Below are 15,546 nucleotides of genomic sequence, written 5' to 3'. Positions count from 1 at the left end.
TAACTAATATATTAAAGAAAAACTCTAGGTGAGATGATGAATCTATTCGAATTAGTAGGCCATATTTTTATGAATTCTATGGTCCCTATCTTAGTACTTATAGGCGTGGGATTTATATTAGACAGAAGATTTAAACTCGATCTATATACGCTGAGTAAACTAAACTTTTATATATTGTTACCTACCTTTATATTTCGAGCGATGTATGAAGCTAAACTTAACTCAGGTACTTTGGAGATTGTATTCTGCGCGCTCTGTGTACTCATATTAAACTCCATCCTTTCAGATGTGGTAGGTAAGATGCAAGGATATGATGTGGCTAAGATTGCAACCTTAAAAAACTGCGTTATGTTTAATAACGTTGGGAATATGGGTGTCGCCCTTGCTATCTTTGTATTTACTAACATTCCATACGTCATCGATGGTGCTACCCCCTATGCTAATCTAGGTTTAGTGAGTGTTGTATCTATCATGATCATACAAACTATTAGCAGTAATACCTACGGTTTCTACCAAGCGGGAGCAGGACGATTAACCCCTCGGGATGCACTAAAAGTCGTATTCCACATGCCCATGGTATATGCTATCCCACTGGCGCTACTTTGCCACCTACTCCCTTTCGATTTACACGGTCTCTTCTTCTTTGCACCGCTCAATATATTTGCCAATGCTTTCGTTGGCGTCGCTATGATTGCCTTGGGTGTTCAAATTAATAGAACACCGCTAAACTTCTTTAAGATGGATGTCATGCTTGCTACTACATTACGGCTCATTGTAAGTCCACTCATAGCCGCTGGTATTACCATACTATTCATTATGTTCTACGGTCCTATGCATCCAATAGCGGCACAAACCATCATCATAACCTACAGCGTACCTACGGCTATCAATATGTCTCTTATTGCTATTGAAATGAAGAATAATCCAGAATATGCTACACAAATCGTAATGGGCACAACTATTTTATCCGCTATAACTATGCCACTGTTTATTACTATAGCCTATTATCTATTCCCATTATATTAAAATAAAAAATCATAGTTATAAAAAATCACTCATAGCCATATGACTATGAGTGATTTTTTATGCCTTAGCATTTAGCCTTGTTAAACAAGTTACACAAGCTGTAACAATTATAGCACCAATAATTTCATTCAAGGCTAAATTATGATTAAGAATAACTACATCTAAAGCTAAAGTAACTATTGGTCCCATTGCACTAATAACGGCTGCAAGAGATGCATTAATTCTTTTAAGACCAAAAGACATCAAGTATGAAGGAATGATAGAACAAAAAATGGCCAAAAATACTAAATAAATCATAGTATGAGTTTGAAGCGTTAAAAAAGTAGTAAAATTTTTGCTATCAATTATAAAGCCAAAAAGTAAAAGTACTGTAGTTATACACATATAAGTACTAGTAAAAATAGTAGGACTAATATTCGAAACAGCCCTCTTACTATAAATAATAAACAACGCCCAAAAAACGGCAGAAAGTAAAACTAGTGAAATACCTATTAAAGTGTCTATAAGGTGGTTATCAACGGTAGGATTAAACATAATTGCTAAGCCTAGCACAGTAGATACAATTAGAACTACTTTTGAAAATGTAATGCGTGATAAATCTGAAGATAACAGAAAAACGTAAATTGGAAATGTAAATAGAACAGCACGTTCTAATGAGGCAGATATATATAATAATCCTATAAAGTCAGCTATAGATGAAGATAAATAAAGAATAGCTCCAAAAAATGAGTATTTAAAAACCTTACTTTTATTCACGCTATTCCAATCAAAACGAATCATTGGTATAAGAAAAAAAGGTAATGATAAAACAGCCCTACACACAAGAACATTCAAGGGGCTCAGTGAATCTAAATAAATTAATTTTGCCCATATAGATTTTGTTGATAAGAATACAGTAGCTAAAAATACCACTAATATTCCTATATTTTTCATTAACAGATTCACTTTATATACTTCTCCATAATCAGATACAACTCAGATTAAATATAAAAACACATTTCGTCCTAAATAGGACGAAATGTGTTCATGATACCAAAATGTAATTATTGATGAGCTACGTGTTCCATCCCCATGCGAACTAAACATTCAACATGATCATCGTTTAGAGAATAGTATGCTGTTTTCCCATCTTTACGATATGTAACAAGGCGTGCTTGGCGCAATACACGCAATTGATGAGAGATAGCAGATTGTCCCATCTCCATGGTTTCTGCAATGTGATTAACACACATTTCACTTTCTAATAATAGCTCTACTATTTTAAGGCGTGTAGGATCACCCAAGATTTTAAACAGTTCTGCTAGCTTCAGCAATGATTCTTGTTTGTCGGTCATATAATCCCCCTTTTTCAATCCTATCCATTCTTTTTTGTAGCTCTTCTGTGTCACTAATCGATACGTCTTAACGTATAACGCCAATATGTATGGCATACATATAAACATTATATCATTTTTAACATAAAAAAGAGACTTTGAGAAACCAAAGTCTCTTTTTTTATCATATCTATATAAGATATAAATTATTTAATGATTAATACAGGGCAAGTGGAGTGGCTAGTTACATAGCTACTTACGCTACCCATGAATAAGCCTTTCAAAGGGCCAAGACCACGGCTACCCATTACGATGAGATCAGCATTGTATTTTTTTGCCACTGCAAGTAGTGCAGGACCAGGGGAGCCAACTTCGAAAACACTTTTAACTTTTACGCCTGCAGGAATTTCTTTCACTACATCATTAAGAATTTCCTTACCAGTTTCTTCCATATCCTCAGCAATTTGCTCAGATACGTATCCACCAGAAATTGGTGTTTGATCAAAATTGGAAATAGCAGACACAATATTTGCAACGTGAACAACAATCAATTCAGCTTGGTTGCGATCCGCTACAGCGAGAGCATGTTCCAACGCACGTTTAGCATTTTCAGAACCATCAGTAGGTACGACAATAGTTTTGTAGGTAACCATAATAACCCCTCCTATTCCTAATCCCTCAAAGGGGATATGATCAAATATCGTTTAGCCTATACTAATATATTCTAGACCATCAAGGAAAACTCCTCTTTTTTCTGAGGATTTATTACATTATAGCACAAATCGTACAGAATTATACAAATAAAAGAATATTATGCGTATATTAAAGAACTTGAGACGATTGGTTTGTATTGAGTGTAGTCGTCAATTTAAAGCCATCTAATATATCTATAAGTTCCTGAGTAGCAAGATTACTACCGGATGGACCAATCATTCGAGCTACTGCCACATTACCTTCATTGCCAAGAATAATCGTTGCACCAAAGGATACTGGTTCCGCTACAGATGTATCAGACGTATTTGGATTTTTCATATGGCCCGCCAAATAGAACATCACATTACCGTCAATGATATGCGTTTCATAACGAGTAATCGTGGCCTTGTTCACATCAACCAATTGTTTAAGATAATAATCACCAAGCATCTGCTTAGCCATCATAGTTGGCATGCCGGAGCTAACAGCTTGTACTGGGATTGTAAAAGACTCAATATCGAGGCGTACATTATGTTTAGTGAAAGCAATCTTGCCCTTTTCATTAAGACGGGTAAAACCTTTCGGATAGGTAAATTTGATCCCTTCTACAACACTGATATCGCTTGTGCCGGTTAGTATTTTTTTAACCCCTTTAATAGCATTAGAACCACGCTTATTGATTAGTTCAAAGGATGGAATGGTATGCTTCATCAAACCTAGTTCCATAAACTCTGCACGAACAGGAGCATAGGTGCTAGACAAATTGTACCGATGAGTTGGATCTTTTTCCATGATAAATTCTGCTTCAAATACAGACTGAACCGGCTCTGTAGATGTCATATCTGCATAAGATTTTGGTGTACTCTTATCCCAGCGTGCGGAAACTGCACCTTTCTTAGTAAAGAACCCACCAACAATATCGTTATGCTCAAAGTTATTGCTATGTTGGCGCCAAATATTCAAATACTCCTCATTAGACATGCCCTTAATAGGTACACCATACCAAGTTGTATTCCATTCTTTTTGAGATACTCCTTCTTGCGGTGTATTATTGCGCTTAGTAAAAGATACTGTATAGGAATCCTCTTGCGTAGGGCCCGCTAAATTGAAGGAATACCCTTGAATATGTTCGCTTTCACTACGCACATCCATATCTATCATAACACCATCAGCTACACGCCAAGGAATCGAGAACATATAACCATTTTTGTAATCCTTTACCACCGTGTTCATCTTAGTAGCATAGGATTTGTATTGTTCTGGCAAAATAGATGCGGAATCCTTCTGAGATTCCACAATAGATAAAGGTGTATCAGGCGTCTTCTGTAAACCTTCCGCCATAATAGAAGTCGTTCCCAAAGCCATAACAGCTAAGGTTGCCGCAAATAAACGTAACTTCATAGAACCTCCTATAACATATTATCCAAAAACGCTTTCGTTCTTTCGTTCTGCGGATGATTAAAAATTTGTTCTGGTGTTCCTTCTTCTTGGATAACACCATCAGCCATAAAGATAACACGATCCGATACTTCACGAGCAAAGTTCATTTCATGAGTTACGATAATCATCGTCATGTGATCGTCCGCCAATTGTTTAATCGTCTTAAGAACCTCACCAGTAAGCTCTGGATCGAGAGCAGATGTGGGTTCATCAAAGAGCATAATTTCAGGATTCATCGCTAACGCACGAGCAATAGCTACACGCTGTTGCTGACCACCAGACAAGCGAGATGGATACATATTACGTTTTTCCCATAGCCCTACTTTATTGAGTAATTGCTCTGCAATCGGTGAGATTTCATCATCTTTCATACCTTTTACCATACGTGGAGCAATCATAATATTATCTAATACCGTCATATGCGGGAACAAGTTAAAAGATTGGAATACCATCCCCATACGAAGCAATAATTCATGCTGAGTTTGAGGAGAAGCATATTTTACAACCCCATTTTCAGTACTAGCAAGAACCGTACCATCAACGGTAATAGAGCCTCCATCAATTGTTTCTAACTGGCCCAAGCAGCGTAAAAATGTGGATTTACCTGAACCAGAAGGTCCAATAATAGAAACGATTTCTCCTCTATTCATTTTAAGCGACACATCGCGCAATACTGATTGATTATTAAAGCGTTTTTCAATACGCTCCATATTTACAAATGTCATAAGTACCTCTTACGTCGTCATATTAAGTATATAACCAGCACCTCAAGTAAAGATATCTCATCTACAAAATCGCATCTATAGCATCAAATAAAAGTATCTCACCTATAAAACTAGCTACATCATTACATACGACAAACTACCATAGAATTAGATTAATCTTCGTATACAGCAAATCTTCGTTCTAAGTAGTTGAAGATATTCGTTAAAATAAAGGTAAAGATCAAGTAGAATAATGCTGCCACGAGGAATGCAGAAATATCAAAATCACGTTGTACGATAGATTTTGTAATACGCAAGATATCATTCATCGCCAATACATACACGAGAGATGTATCTTTCAATAAGTTAATCGTCTCATTCGCAAGAGGAGGCAATACACGTTTAAACATTTGTGGCAAGATGATCTTACGCATAGTTTGTGCATAGGTAAAACCAAGCACTTTCGCCCCTTCGTACTGACCTCGAGAGATAGATTGAATGCCCCCACGGAAAATCTCACATAAATAAGCTGCGTAGTTTAATACGAAGGTAAGAACTGCTGCCGTGGCATCATCCATTTGAATGGCACCGTCTGTGATGATTGGTAATGCATAATAGACGAATAAGATTTGTAGCATCAACGGTGTGCCCCGCATTAAATATACGAACGCATCGACAAGCTTATCTACTAAAGGCAATTTAGATAGGCGTAACATAGCCATTAAAATGCCACCAGGAATAGATAAAATCCATACAATACAGAATAGCGATACGGTTACCTTTAAACCATCAGCGATGGTTGGGATAATCTGCAATAAATAATCTAACATGAAAGACTCCTTCAAAACACGACTAGAGAAGGGCCATCTGGCCGCTTCTCTAGTGTACATTTCGTTCTTTAATTATCAGTTGTACCTACTGACCATAGTACTATTAGTATATCACGAATTGTACTATTTAGCATCGCTCTTATCTAAGTCTGCGCCTGAGCCTAACCATTTTTCAGCAATTTTATCAGCAGTACCGTCTTTTTTCATTTCAGCTAAGATACCATTAATTTTGTCACGCAAAGCAGTATCATCTTTGCGGAAGCCAACAGCGAAATTATCAACACCGTAGTCAGTACCTTCTACGATTTTGTATTTACCAGGTTCTTTTGTCATAAGATAACGAGCGATTACACCGTCAGCAATAACAGCATCAACACGACCAATACCAAGATCCATGAAGGCACTTACAAAATCCGCATAGGATTTTGTTTCTTTAACAGTCTTACCGCTTGGGTCGTTTTGCAATGCTGCTTCACCAGTACTAGCTTGTTGCACGCCTACTACCTTACCAGCTAAATCGGCTTTACCTTTAATGGAATCATCGTCATTACGAACAATGACATATTGTTTATCCTTCATATATGTATTGGAGAACAAAATATTTTTCTCCCGCTCAGGAGAAACTGTTAAGCCATTCCACAACGCATCAATTTTTTTTGATTTTAGTTCCGCTTCTTTACTAGACCAGTCGATAGCTTTGAACTCTACATCCATGCCAGCACGTTTAGCTGCTTCTTTAGCCATGTCGATATCAAAGCCAACGATTTCACCTTTTTCATCTTTAAAGCCCATTGGAGGGAAACTATCATCTAAACCGATAACAACTTTCTTAGGCAATTCTGTATTAGCTTTTTTAGTGTCACCGCCACAACCTGTTACAAATGCCATCATAGACACGGCTGCAAGGCCAACGGCCATCATCTTTTTCCAATTCATAACTATCCTCCACGGCGATTATCGCCTATTTACTACTTAATAATATATTCAATACAGATTTAGATTCTGTACTTAATGATTGTATTATACTTTAGTTCATTAAAGTTGTAAATAGTTAATTCGATGAATTTTATATTTTTTATTTTAAAGACTCTCCACATATATAGTTTATGATTCTAGATTCATTTGATTTATGTTTCTGTAGTCCTATATTTATATTTCTGTATACCTATATTGTATGACGCTACGTACTTATACTTTATGACTGCGTATGTTTATGGATAGCCTCAATCATCGCCATTTTATCCTTATACGCCACCTGATGCAGATCAAGTGGTATCACATAGATCCCACCATGACCATTCATTGCTTGCAACTCACGCCATTCCTCAGTGAATCCAATAATATGCTCATAATCAACAAAGACGAAATATTCATCCCCATAGAATAAACTGTGAAAGTATTCTTTCACAGAAAAAGGCCTACGTTTTAACACGAGGCCCTTTTCACAGATAAAAGCTTGACTTTCACCTAATCTATGAAGGGTCCATAATATCACGAGCAACAACAGATAATACCATACACGTTCCGCCCAGTCTGAGGGCATATATTTTACAATCAACGCACACGCAACTAGACCGATGATGCGACCGGTCCACTGTATACCGCGATGTATTTCTAAGCTCTGTTGTACGGCACCTGATGAAAAGCGTTCCATCGCCTCTTGTTTCGTCATGGTTTACCTCACAAATTGAAAGTCTACTATATAATTTTATTTACGACACAAGCCCATAGCTTGTTCTACCTTACGGTACATTGCACTTGCTTTAGCATGCGCCTTAGCAGCCCCTTCATCAAGGATTACATCCAATTCAGGGCTTGTAATCAATTCATTGTAACGTTGTTGAATTGGTTCAAGGGTTGCTACTAAAAGGTCGGCAATATCGGATTTAAATACACCGTAACCTTTACCAGCGTACATTTCTTCGATAGCTTCGTAGCTATCTTTTGTAATAGCACGGTAGATTCCCATCAAGTTAGAGATGCCTGGTTTATTTTCTTTATCATAGCGAACCGCATTATCAGAATCAGTTTGAGCTCGTTTCAACTTTTTCACGATTAAATCTGGTGCATCCAAAAGACGGATTGTAGCATTTTGGTTATCATCAGATTTACTCATTTTCTTAGTTGGTTCTTGCAAGCTCATAACGCGAGCGCCACCTTCTCCTACCTTGATATCAGGTACTACGAAAGTTTCACCGAATCTACGGTTAAAACGCTCTGCTAAATTACGAGTCAACTCGAGATGTTGCTTTTGGTCTTCCCCTACAGGAACATAATTCGTACCATATAGCAAAATATCTGCCGCCATCAACGGTGGATACGTAAGCAATGCAGTTGGAATAGAATCCCCTTGCTTTTGAGACTTATCCTTGTACTGAGTCATACGCTCTAATTCGCCAACATAGCTAATAGATTGCATAACCCAACCGAGCTTAACATGCTCAGGTACTTCAGATTGAACAAACAATGTTACCTTTTTAGGATCAAGGCCAACCGCAAGGTACAATGCAGCCAAATTACGAGTGTTTTGAAATAATTCTTTTGGATCTTGCGGTACCGTAATCGCATGTTGGTTAACGATACAATAGTAACATTCATCAGTATCTTGATAGTCTAAGAAATTACGTAAAGCCCCCAAATAGTTACCAAGTGTTAACTCCCCACTTGGTTGGATGCCGGAAAATATAACTGCCATAATAGTCTCCCTATATTGAAATAAACCAACAGTGCCAAAGCACTGTTGGTTATATATTATTCTACGGTTACAGATTTAGCCAAATTACGTGGCTTGTCTACATCTGCACCGCGTGTAATTGCTGCATAATACGCCAATAGTTGCAATGGTACAACTGCTAAGATTGGAGCGATAAATTTATTCGCACGAGGCACATAAATTGTGTGGTCTACGTGTTTAGATAATTCTTCGTCACCTTTCATGCCAATACCGATTACAATAGCTTCACGAGCTTTTACTTCACGGATGTTGCTGATCATCTTATCATAAACATCCTCTTGTGTAGCCAATGCGATAACAGGTACGCCCTCTTCGATAAGAGCCAATGTACCATGTTTCAATTCGCCACCAGCATATGCTTCAGCGTGGATGTAAGAAATTTCTTTCAACTTCAAAGCACCTTCCATCGCTACTGCATAGTCGATAGCACGGCCCAAGAAGAATGCATCAGATTTGAAGCCATAATGTTTAGCAAAGGCTTTCATATCTTCGTCTACTTCAAAGATTTCATGAATCAAGGATGGTAAGTTTTTAACGCCGCTAAGAATTTCTTCGGCTAAGGCTGGATTCAACTTGCCATTCAATTGACCAAGGTATACAGCGAACAATAAGCCCGCTACTAATTGAGTAGTGTACGCTTTTGTGGACGCTACAGAAATTTCAGGGCCAGCCCATGTGTAAACTTTGTTATCTGCTTCACGAGAAATGCTGGAACCAACAACATTGGTAATAGCCAATGATTTGGCACCAAGGCGTTTAGCTTCTTTCAAAGCCGCCAATGTATCGGATGTTTCACCAGATTGACTAATAACAATACATAATGTTTTATCATCAGTCAACGGATTGCTGTAACGGTATTCAGATGCTATTTCCACATCAACTGGAATACGCGCCAAGTTTTCAATATATTGTTTTGTTACAAGACCTGCATGGTATGCAGTACCGCATGCAACGATGAGAATTTTATTGAAAGCTGCTACATCTTCAGCAGTCCAATTTAGCTCATCAAAGATTGCTGTTTTACCATCTTCAGAGATATGTGTACCAAATGTATCGCGAACAGCTTTAGGTTGATCATGAATCTCTTTCAACATGAAATGCTCATAACCACCTTTTTCTGCTGCTTCAGCGTTCCAATTTACATGGAATACCTCTTTATCAACAGAGTTACCTTCACGGTCGAATACGGATACATTATCACGAGTTACGATAGCTAATTCACCATCGCTCAAGATGTATGTATCACGTGTGTAGTTAATGATAGCTGGAATATCGGATGCTACAAAGTTTTCACCTTTGCCAAGGCCGATAACCAATGGGTTTTCTTTTTTAGTACAGATAATTTTGTCTGGTTCATCAGAGCAGATGATTTCAAGAGCATACGCACCATCAACACGAGCTAGCATGCGGCGTACTGTGCCCACGAAATCGCCATCGTACATATCCTCTAACAAATGAGCTACAACTTCTGTATCAGTTTCAGATTTGAAATGGTACCCTTTTGCAAGGAGCTCTTCTTTCAAAGGCATGTAGTTTTCAATAATGCCGTTGTGTACAACAGCAAATTTACCATCTTCAGATGCATGAGGGTGAGCGTTCATATCGGATGGACGACCGTGTGTAGCCCAACGTGTATGACCAATGCCTACAGTTCCTTCATTAAGATCTGCTTTCACAACTGCCTCAAGATTAGCAAGACGGCCAACCTTCTTTTGAATTTTAATTACATTTTCAGGGCCGATAACAGCAATACCTGCAGAGTCATAACCACGGTATTCTAACTTTGCCATACCGTCCAACAAGAAATCAGATGCTTGATTAAAGCCAATGTATCCTACGATACCGCACATACGTATATCCTCCTATAACTGGGGGTATTTCTAGCCCCAGCAAAAACTAAGGCTAACTAATTAATGTTCTAGATTAATATTCTATTTAATGTATTAAATATTAGTTCAATACAATTCATTCAGATATACTTTGTCCCCATCGTTACCGATGGGCTTTTTAATACCTGTTACGACATGAATATGCCGGAAGAGCATCCGCTGATGACTCGATCACTCTTCACCTCGTCTACCCTAACGACTGCCTTCGCGGGTACTTGCGCTATTCGCCTTTACGAATTTGGAATTCCTTTCTGTGATATACGGCAGAATCAGTACAAAATAAAATATGTACTGACGTATATTATACTAAAAATATCGATAAAAAGTAAACCATCACAGATAATTCAAAAAGAATAAAAAAGATTGATTCTATGCTTCACGTCCTTTTCATTGTAAGAAATTATACTTCTATCATTCTAAATTTTACACAATTAGATTTTGTTGTATTTTCAAAATGTATGTATATAATTTGGGAGATGATAATCATGAATAAAACAACTATAAAGAAGCAACATAAAATTAAAAAGAACAGTTTGTCATATAGAAAATTGCGTCGTTGGGTATTACCTGCAGTCCTTGGTGCAGCTCTGTCGACATTAGCGGTTATCCCAACCTTAGCCGCAGAGACTCAAACTAGTACCAACGTAGCAGTTGTAACCTCAACAGAACAAACTAAAACAGTACCATCCGCACAAGGAAGCACACCTCCAAACGGTGCACCTCACGGCAAACCACCTGCAGGTCAATCACCTACAGGCACGTCTAACCAAATACCTCCAAATGGAAATCCTCCTTCTGGCACTCCTAACGGTATGCCTCCAATGGCTATGCAGAATGGAGCCCCTAATGGAATGGCACCACAAGTTGAAGTAGATCCTAGTACTTTTAAAGGCACAACTATCGTTACAGAAAACAAATCCATTGCTCACGAATCGATGACAAACACAACGGCTGATCAGAATGCTTTCATCGGTAAAAATAAAGCGGTAATTGATATTGAAAATAGCGTTTTCGATAAAACAGTCGACACTACAAGCGATGACAACAGCAATTTCCACGGTCAAAATGCAGTAGTCCTCGGTATCGACGGGAGCCAAATCAATATTAAAGGCAGTAATATTACATCTAATTCTAAAGGCTCTAACGCAGTCTTTGCCACTGGTGAAGGCTCTGTTATCAACGTAGAAAACACTAATATTCACACAAAAAGCGATTCCTCTCGTGGTTTAGATGCCACTTACAAAGGCACTGTAAATGGCAAAAATCTAACTATCACCACTGAAGGTGCTCACTCTGCCACACTTGCTACAGATCGCGGAGAGGGCACTATCACCGCAGAAGCAGCCAAACTTACGACATCTGGCGAAGGCAGTCCTGTTATCTACTCCACGGGTAATATTATAGTGAACAATGTCAACGGCATAGCGAATAACAGTGAAATTGGCGTCGTAGAAGGTAAAAACTCCATTACCCTTACAAACTCCAATGTAACAGGCTACAAAGATAATGGTTTCATGCTATATCAAAGCTTCTCTGGTGATGCTGAAAGCGGTATTGCTCGTCTGAAAGCAGAGAATAATACACTTACAACTCACGCTACAGGTGCGTTCCTCTATGTAAACAACACTACTGCTGAAGTAGACCTTTCTAACAATGCCATCTCTATGCCGAACACTTCTACCCTAGTGAAAGCAGCTGCCGACTCCCGTTGGGGAAAAACTGGTGAGAACGGCGGTCATCTTACACTCCGCACATCTAATCAAGAACTAAGCGGTAATATTATGGCTGATTCAATCAGTACCATCGCTCTAGACATGACAAATGGATCTAGCCTTGTAGGCGCTGTAAACACAGACAATGCCGCTAAAGAAGTAACTGTGAAACTCAGCAAAGACTCCAATTGGATACTCACAGGCGATAGCTATGTAAAATCTTTGAATAACGAAGACACCACAGGTAGTAACATTCACTTGAATGGATATAAACTCGTTGTGGCTGATAAATAATAATAAAAGCACTACTTTGAATTATTCCAATCCAAAGTAGTGCTATTCTTTTTCAATCAAAATTATAAAAGACTTCAACTATATAAATATTCTTTTGACCTATTACTATGAAGTTAGCGTATTATAAGTTATGAGTTAAACGGTCTATCAAATAGCATCCATATTCTGGCCATAGTTGCAATTCAAGTATAGGTATAAAATTTTCATTTTTAATCTTATACACCAATATATCTAAATCTTCAATATCCTCTTCCCAACTTTTTATACAGTTTTGTTTTTCTTCTTCATTAGAAAAATCTTCATCTACTTTTGTTTCCTCAAGAGACAATATTAATTCTTCTCTCTTTTCAGCAATTTCTTTCTTAAAATAATCATGCTGATTATTAAGCCAAAGAGCAAAGTAATACGGAGGTCCAGAAACAATACAATCTACTTTTGCCTTTTCACATTCCTCTAGAAATAAGGTATACTCACCTAATACATAATAAGCTTCATATACTTGAAAATCATGAATAATGTCAGAATCATAATATTTGTCTTTATATTGTTCATCCTGACCAAGCTTAATTTGTTTTAAACAATTCATCGCTTGATCTTTATAACCCAAATACACATCACAATAAGCAATAGAGAGTAATAATCGCATTCTATTTGGGTAGTCTTTTAATAACTCTTCAAAAGTAGTCTTTGCTTTCTCATATTCCTTAAGCTCAAACAAACATACTGCATAGCCAAAGTTCATTTCATAATCGTTGGATACTGTTGTTCCCTTCTCAAAGGCACGCAAGCTTTTCTTTAAGTCCTCTACAGAACCATTCTCTCTATAAGCTGAAAAATGATATAAAGCCAGCCCTCTGTAAGTCTCTATATATGGGGACTTTAATTTTACAGCAGCAGATAGATAGTCATATTCTTTTATATTCCCCTCATCGCTATAATAAAAAGCCAGATTAGTATAAACCTTAGCTTTTTCAGCATCACTCAATTTATCTCTATATTTTTCTAAGAAGGCCTCTAATATAAGCTGTGAATTTCTTTCTCTCCTTGATTGTGACTTAGCATATGCAAGCTCACAAGCAGAATCTACACTATTTGGACACTCATTAAGGAGATTTTCAAGCTCCCGTTGATTTACAATCTTCATACGACACCTTAACTATTTACCAGTAAGACTTAAACTATATAGCTATAATAACATAATCACTCCCTATATACGTACTTACAATAATACCAACATGGCTCTTAACTATATGTGAGATGAATTACATCATCTCTTCTCTCCTCCTCTCTATGCCAGAAATAACTCTTATGAGTAGAAATGGTTTAGTGTAGAAATATCCGCGAGATAGTAATGGTTCCATTCGGTAACCATCCTAAATAAATATAAAATAAATACCCTCCTATATATGTTGTTCCTGCAGCGACTTTACGTAGGACGGAGCAAAGGGACATATATAGGAGGGTATACCTTTGATATAAATTGTAGAATGGAACCAAACGAAGTAGTATCAAACTACTCATTAAGAGTTAATCCGCAAGCCCTTGTTCTCTACCAATAATATCAGCAATTTCTTGGCACAGGGATTGTAGTTCTTCTTGGTTAGGCCCTTCAGCCATGACACGGATGAGTGGTTCTGTCCCGGATGCACGTACTAAGACGCGACCTTCGTCACCGAGCTCTCCTTCAGCTGTTACGATAGCAGCTTTGATAAGATCATTGTCTTCCCAGCCAGTTTTTGTAGCGACCCGAACATTTACAAGAACTTGTGGGTATTTTGTCATAATGCCGGCCAACTCAGAAAGAGGTTGCTTTTTCTCCTTCATAAGAGCCGCCACTTGAACAGCTGTTAACATACCGTCACCAGTGGTGTTGTGATCTAAGAAGATTACGTGACCAGATTGTTCACCACCAATGGAAAGATTATGTTCACGCATGTATTCCAATACATACCGATCACCAACAGCAGTGGAAACCGTTTTCATACCAAGTTCTTCTGCTGCTTTATGGAATCCGATATTACTCATAACGGTACCAACTATGGTATCACCTTTAAGTTTGCCTTCTTCTTTCAACTTAAGAGCGCATAACAACATAATTTGATCGCCATCGAGAACTTGACCTTTTTCATCAACCAATAAACAGCGGTCAGCATCACCATCATTAGCAATACCAAGGTCTGCATTATGTTGTTGCACAGCTACTTGTAATCCTTCGATATGCGTAGAACCACAGTGATGATTGATGTTCAAGCCATCTGGATTCACATTAATATTGATGACTTTAGCCCCTAGTCCAGACAAAATTTCTGGACCTACACTAGACGCGGCACCATTGGCACCATCATAAACGATAGTCAACCCTTCAAGGGACGTATCGATTGTGTGACGTACAAAGTGAGCATATAAATGAGCCAAGTTACTATTAAACTCAATTTTACCTATACCATCCCCTGTAGGACGTGCTAATTCATTATCTGCACTTTGACGAACATATTTTTCCAATTCATCTTCCACTTCATCAAGTAATTTATAGCCATTGCTATCAAAGAATTTAATGCCATTATCTGGATATGGATTGTGAGATGCAGAAATAACAGCACCCGCATCAAACCCTTGTTGACGTACAAGGTACGCTACTGCTGGAGTTGGGATAACGCCTGCAATCACTACATTACCGCCAACAGAACAAATGCCCGCTGCTAATGCACTTTCAAGCATAGAACCAGAAATTCGCGTATCACGACCAATCAAAAACGTAGGATGTTCCTTTTCCTTACCAAAATGCGTTCCTACCGCACGACCTAAATGATAGGCTAATTCTGGCGTTAAAAACTCATTAACAACACCACGTACACCATCTGTACCAAATAAACGAGCCATAATTATCCTCCTCTAAGGATTTGTGAAAGTT

The 15,546-nt window shown here is 37.9% G+C and carries 14 protein-coding genes; 2 read left to right on the top strand and 12 right to left on the bottom strand.

Annotated features, from left to right (window positions below):
- Window positions 1-36 precede the first annotated feature (36 nt).
- Window positions 37-1,026: an AEC family transporter gene (locus HMPREF1865_RS05060; RefSeq protein WP_008715395.1), complete on the top strand. Its 990-nt coding sequence runs from the start codon at window positions 37-39 to the stop codon at window positions 1,024-1,026.
- A 57-nt stretch (window positions 1,027-1,083) separates the two neighbouring features.
- On the opposite strand, the gene HMPREF1865_RS05055 is transcribed toward HMPREF1865_RS05060, so the two are convergent.
- From HMPREF1865_RS05055 to glmS, 10 genes are all read right to left on the bottom strand, one after another.
- Window positions 1,084-1,959, bottom strand: a complete 876-nt coding sequence (locus HMPREF1865_RS05055; protein ID WP_230949601.1) for a DMT family transporter — start codon at window positions 1,957-1,959, stop codon at window positions 1,084-1,086.
- 110 nt (window positions 1,960-2,069) lie between these two features.
- Window positions 2,070-2,360: an ArsR/SmtB family transcription factor gene (locus HMPREF1865_RS05050; RefSeq protein ID WP_060919415.1), complete on the bottom strand. Its 291-nt coding sequence runs from the start codon at window positions 2,358-2,360 to the stop codon at window positions 2,070-2,072.
- A gap of 185 nt (window positions 2,361-2,545) precedes the next feature.
- On the bottom strand, window positions 2,546-2,992 hold the full coding sequence (locus HMPREF1865_RS05045) for a universal stress protein (protein ID WP_004693853.1): 447 nt from the start codon (window positions 2,990-2,992) through the stop codon (window positions 2,546-2,548).
- Window positions 2,993-3,161: 169 nt separating this feature from the next.
- Window positions 3,162-4,433 (bottom strand): hypothetical protein, encoded by a 1,272-nt coding sequence (locus tag HMPREF1865_RS05040; RefSeq protein ID WP_060919414.1) that lies wholly within the window; start codon window positions 4,431-4,433, stop codon window positions 3,162-3,164.
- Between the two features lie 8 nt (window positions 4,434-4,441).
- Window positions 4,442-5,197 (bottom strand): amino acid ABC transporter ATP-binding protein, encoded by a 756-nt coding sequence (locus tag HMPREF1865_RS05035; RefSeq protein ID WP_004693856.1) that lies wholly within the window; start codon window positions 5,195-5,197, stop codon window positions 4,442-4,444.
- 152 nt (window positions 5,198-5,349) lie between these two features.
- Window positions 5,350-6,006, bottom strand: coding sequence for an amino acid ABC transporter permease (locus tag HMPREF1865_RS05030; RefSeq protein ID WP_004693858.1), 657 nt, complete (start codon window positions 6,004-6,006; stop codon window positions 5,350-5,352).
- Window positions 6,007-6,129: 123 nt separating this feature from the next.
- Complete coding sequence (locus tag HMPREF1865_RS05025; protein WP_012863876.1) at window positions 6,130-6,942, bottom strand: amino acid ABC transporter substrate-binding protein; 813 nt, start codon at window positions 6,940-6,942, stop codon at window positions 6,130-6,132.
- Window positions 6,943-7,201: 259 nt separating this feature from the next.
- Window positions 7,202-7,678, bottom strand: a complete 477-nt coding sequence (locus tag HMPREF1865_RS05020; protein ID WP_008602920.1) for a hypothetical protein — start codon at window positions 7,676-7,678, stop codon at window positions 7,202-7,204.
- Window positions 7,679-7,714: 36 nt separating this feature from the next.
- Entirely contained in the window at window positions 7,715-8,701 is a 987-nt protein-coding gene (gene trpS, locus HMPREF1865_RS05015) for a tryptophan--tRNA ligase (RefSeq protein ID WP_008715380.1), read from the bottom strand.
- A gap of 56 nt (window positions 8,702-8,757) precedes the next feature.
- Window positions 8,758-10,590, bottom strand: coding sequence for a glutamine--fructose-6-phosphate transaminase (isomerizing) (glmS, locus tag HMPREF1865_RS05010; protein ID WP_060919413.1), 1,833 nt, complete (start codon window positions 10,588-10,590; stop codon window positions 8,758-8,760).
- A 524-nt stretch (window positions 10,591-11,114) separates the two neighbouring features.
- Here glmS and HMPREF1865_RS05005 point away from each other — a divergent pair.
- A complete protein-coding gene (locus tag HMPREF1865_RS05005) occupies window positions 11,115-12,635 on the top strand; it encodes a proline-rich domain-containing protein (protein ID WP_060919412.1) in 1,521 nt (506 codons plus the stop codon).
- Window positions 12,636-12,756: 121 nt separating this feature from the next.
- Here the strand turns inward: HMPREF1865_RS05005 and HMPREF1865_RS05000 are convergent, their stop codons facing one another.
- The gene (locus HMPREF1865_RS05000) at window positions 12,757-13,779 is read right to left on the bottom strand and encodes a tetratricopeptide repeat protein (protein WP_060919411.1); all 1,023 of its coding nucleotides are present in this window, start codon (window positions 13,777-13,779) and stop codon (window positions 12,757-12,759) included.
- A 383-nt stretch (window positions 13,780-14,162) separates the two neighbouring features.
- The gene (gene glmM / locus HMPREF1865_RS04995; RefSeq protein ID WP_060919410.1) at window positions 14,163-15,515 is read right to left on the bottom strand and encodes a phosphoglucosamine mutase; all 1,353 of its coding nucleotides are present in this window, start codon (window positions 15,513-15,515) and stop codon (window positions 14,163-14,165) included.
- Window positions 15,516-15,546: the final 31 nt, after the last annotated feature.

The sequence above is a fragment of the Veillonella parvula genome (genome assembly GCF_001553335.1).
Classification (GTDB): Bacteria; Bacillota; Negativicutes; order Veillonellales; family Veillonellaceae; genus Veillonella; species Veillonella parvula_S.
Note: the sequence above shows the minus strand (reverse complement) of the source record. Positions and strands in the feature narration are given on the sequence as shown.

Coding starts and splice junctions, on each gene's coding strand:
- HMPREF1865_RS05045 (WP_004693853.1), bottom strand. CDS start 2,992: ATGGTTACCTACAAAACTATTGTCGTACCTACTGATGGTTCTGAAAAT.
- HMPREF1865_RS05040 (WP_060919414.1), bottom strand. CDS start 4,433: ATGAAGTTACGTTTATTTGCGGCAACCTTAGCTGTTATGGCTTTGGGA.
- glmS (WP_060919413.1), bottom strand. CDS start 10,590: ATGTGCGGTATCGTAGGATACATTGGCTTTAATCAAGCATCTGATTTC.
- trpS (WP_008715380.1), bottom strand. CDS start 8,701: ATGGCAGTTATATTTTCCGGCATCCAACCAAGTGGGGAGTTAACACTT.
- HMPREF1865_RS05035 (WP_004693856.1), bottom strand. CDS start 5,197: ATGACATTTGTAAATATGGAGCGTATTGAAAAACGCTTTAATAATCAA.
- HMPREF1865_RS05000 (WP_060919411.1), bottom strand. CDS start 13,779: ATGAAGATTGTAAATCAACGGGAGCTTGAAAATCTCCTTAATGAGTGT.
- HMPREF1865_RS05020 (WP_008602920.1), bottom strand. CDS start 7,678: ATGACGAAACAAGAGGCGATGGAACGCTTTTCATCAGGTGCCGTACAA.
- HMPREF1865_RS05060 (WP_008715395.1), top strand. CDS start 37: ATGAATCTATTCGAATTAGTAGGCCATATTTTTATGAATTCTATGGTC.
- HMPREF1865_RS05050 (WP_060919415.1), bottom strand. CDS start 2,360: ATGACCGACAAACAAGAATCATTGCTGAAGCTAGCAGAACTGTTTAAA.
- HMPREF1865_RS05030 (WP_004693858.1), bottom strand. CDS start 6,006: ATGTTAGATTATTTATTGCAGATTATCCCAACCATCGCTGATGGTTTA.
- HMPREF1865_RS05005 (WP_060919412.1), top strand. CDS start 11,115: ATGAATAAAACAACTATAAAGAAGCAACATAAAATTAAAAAGAACAGT.
- HMPREF1865_RS05055 (WP_230949601.1), bottom strand. CDS start 1,959: ATGAAAAATATAGGAATATTAGTGGTATTTTTAGCTACTGTATTCTTA.
- HMPREF1865_RS05025 (WP_012863876.1), bottom strand. CDS start 6,942: ATGAATTGGAAAAAGATGATGGCCGTTGGCCTTGCAGCCGTGTCTATG.
- glmM (WP_060919410.1), bottom strand. CDS start 15,515: ATGGCTCGTTTATTTGGTACAGATGGTGTACGTGGTGTTGTTAATGAG.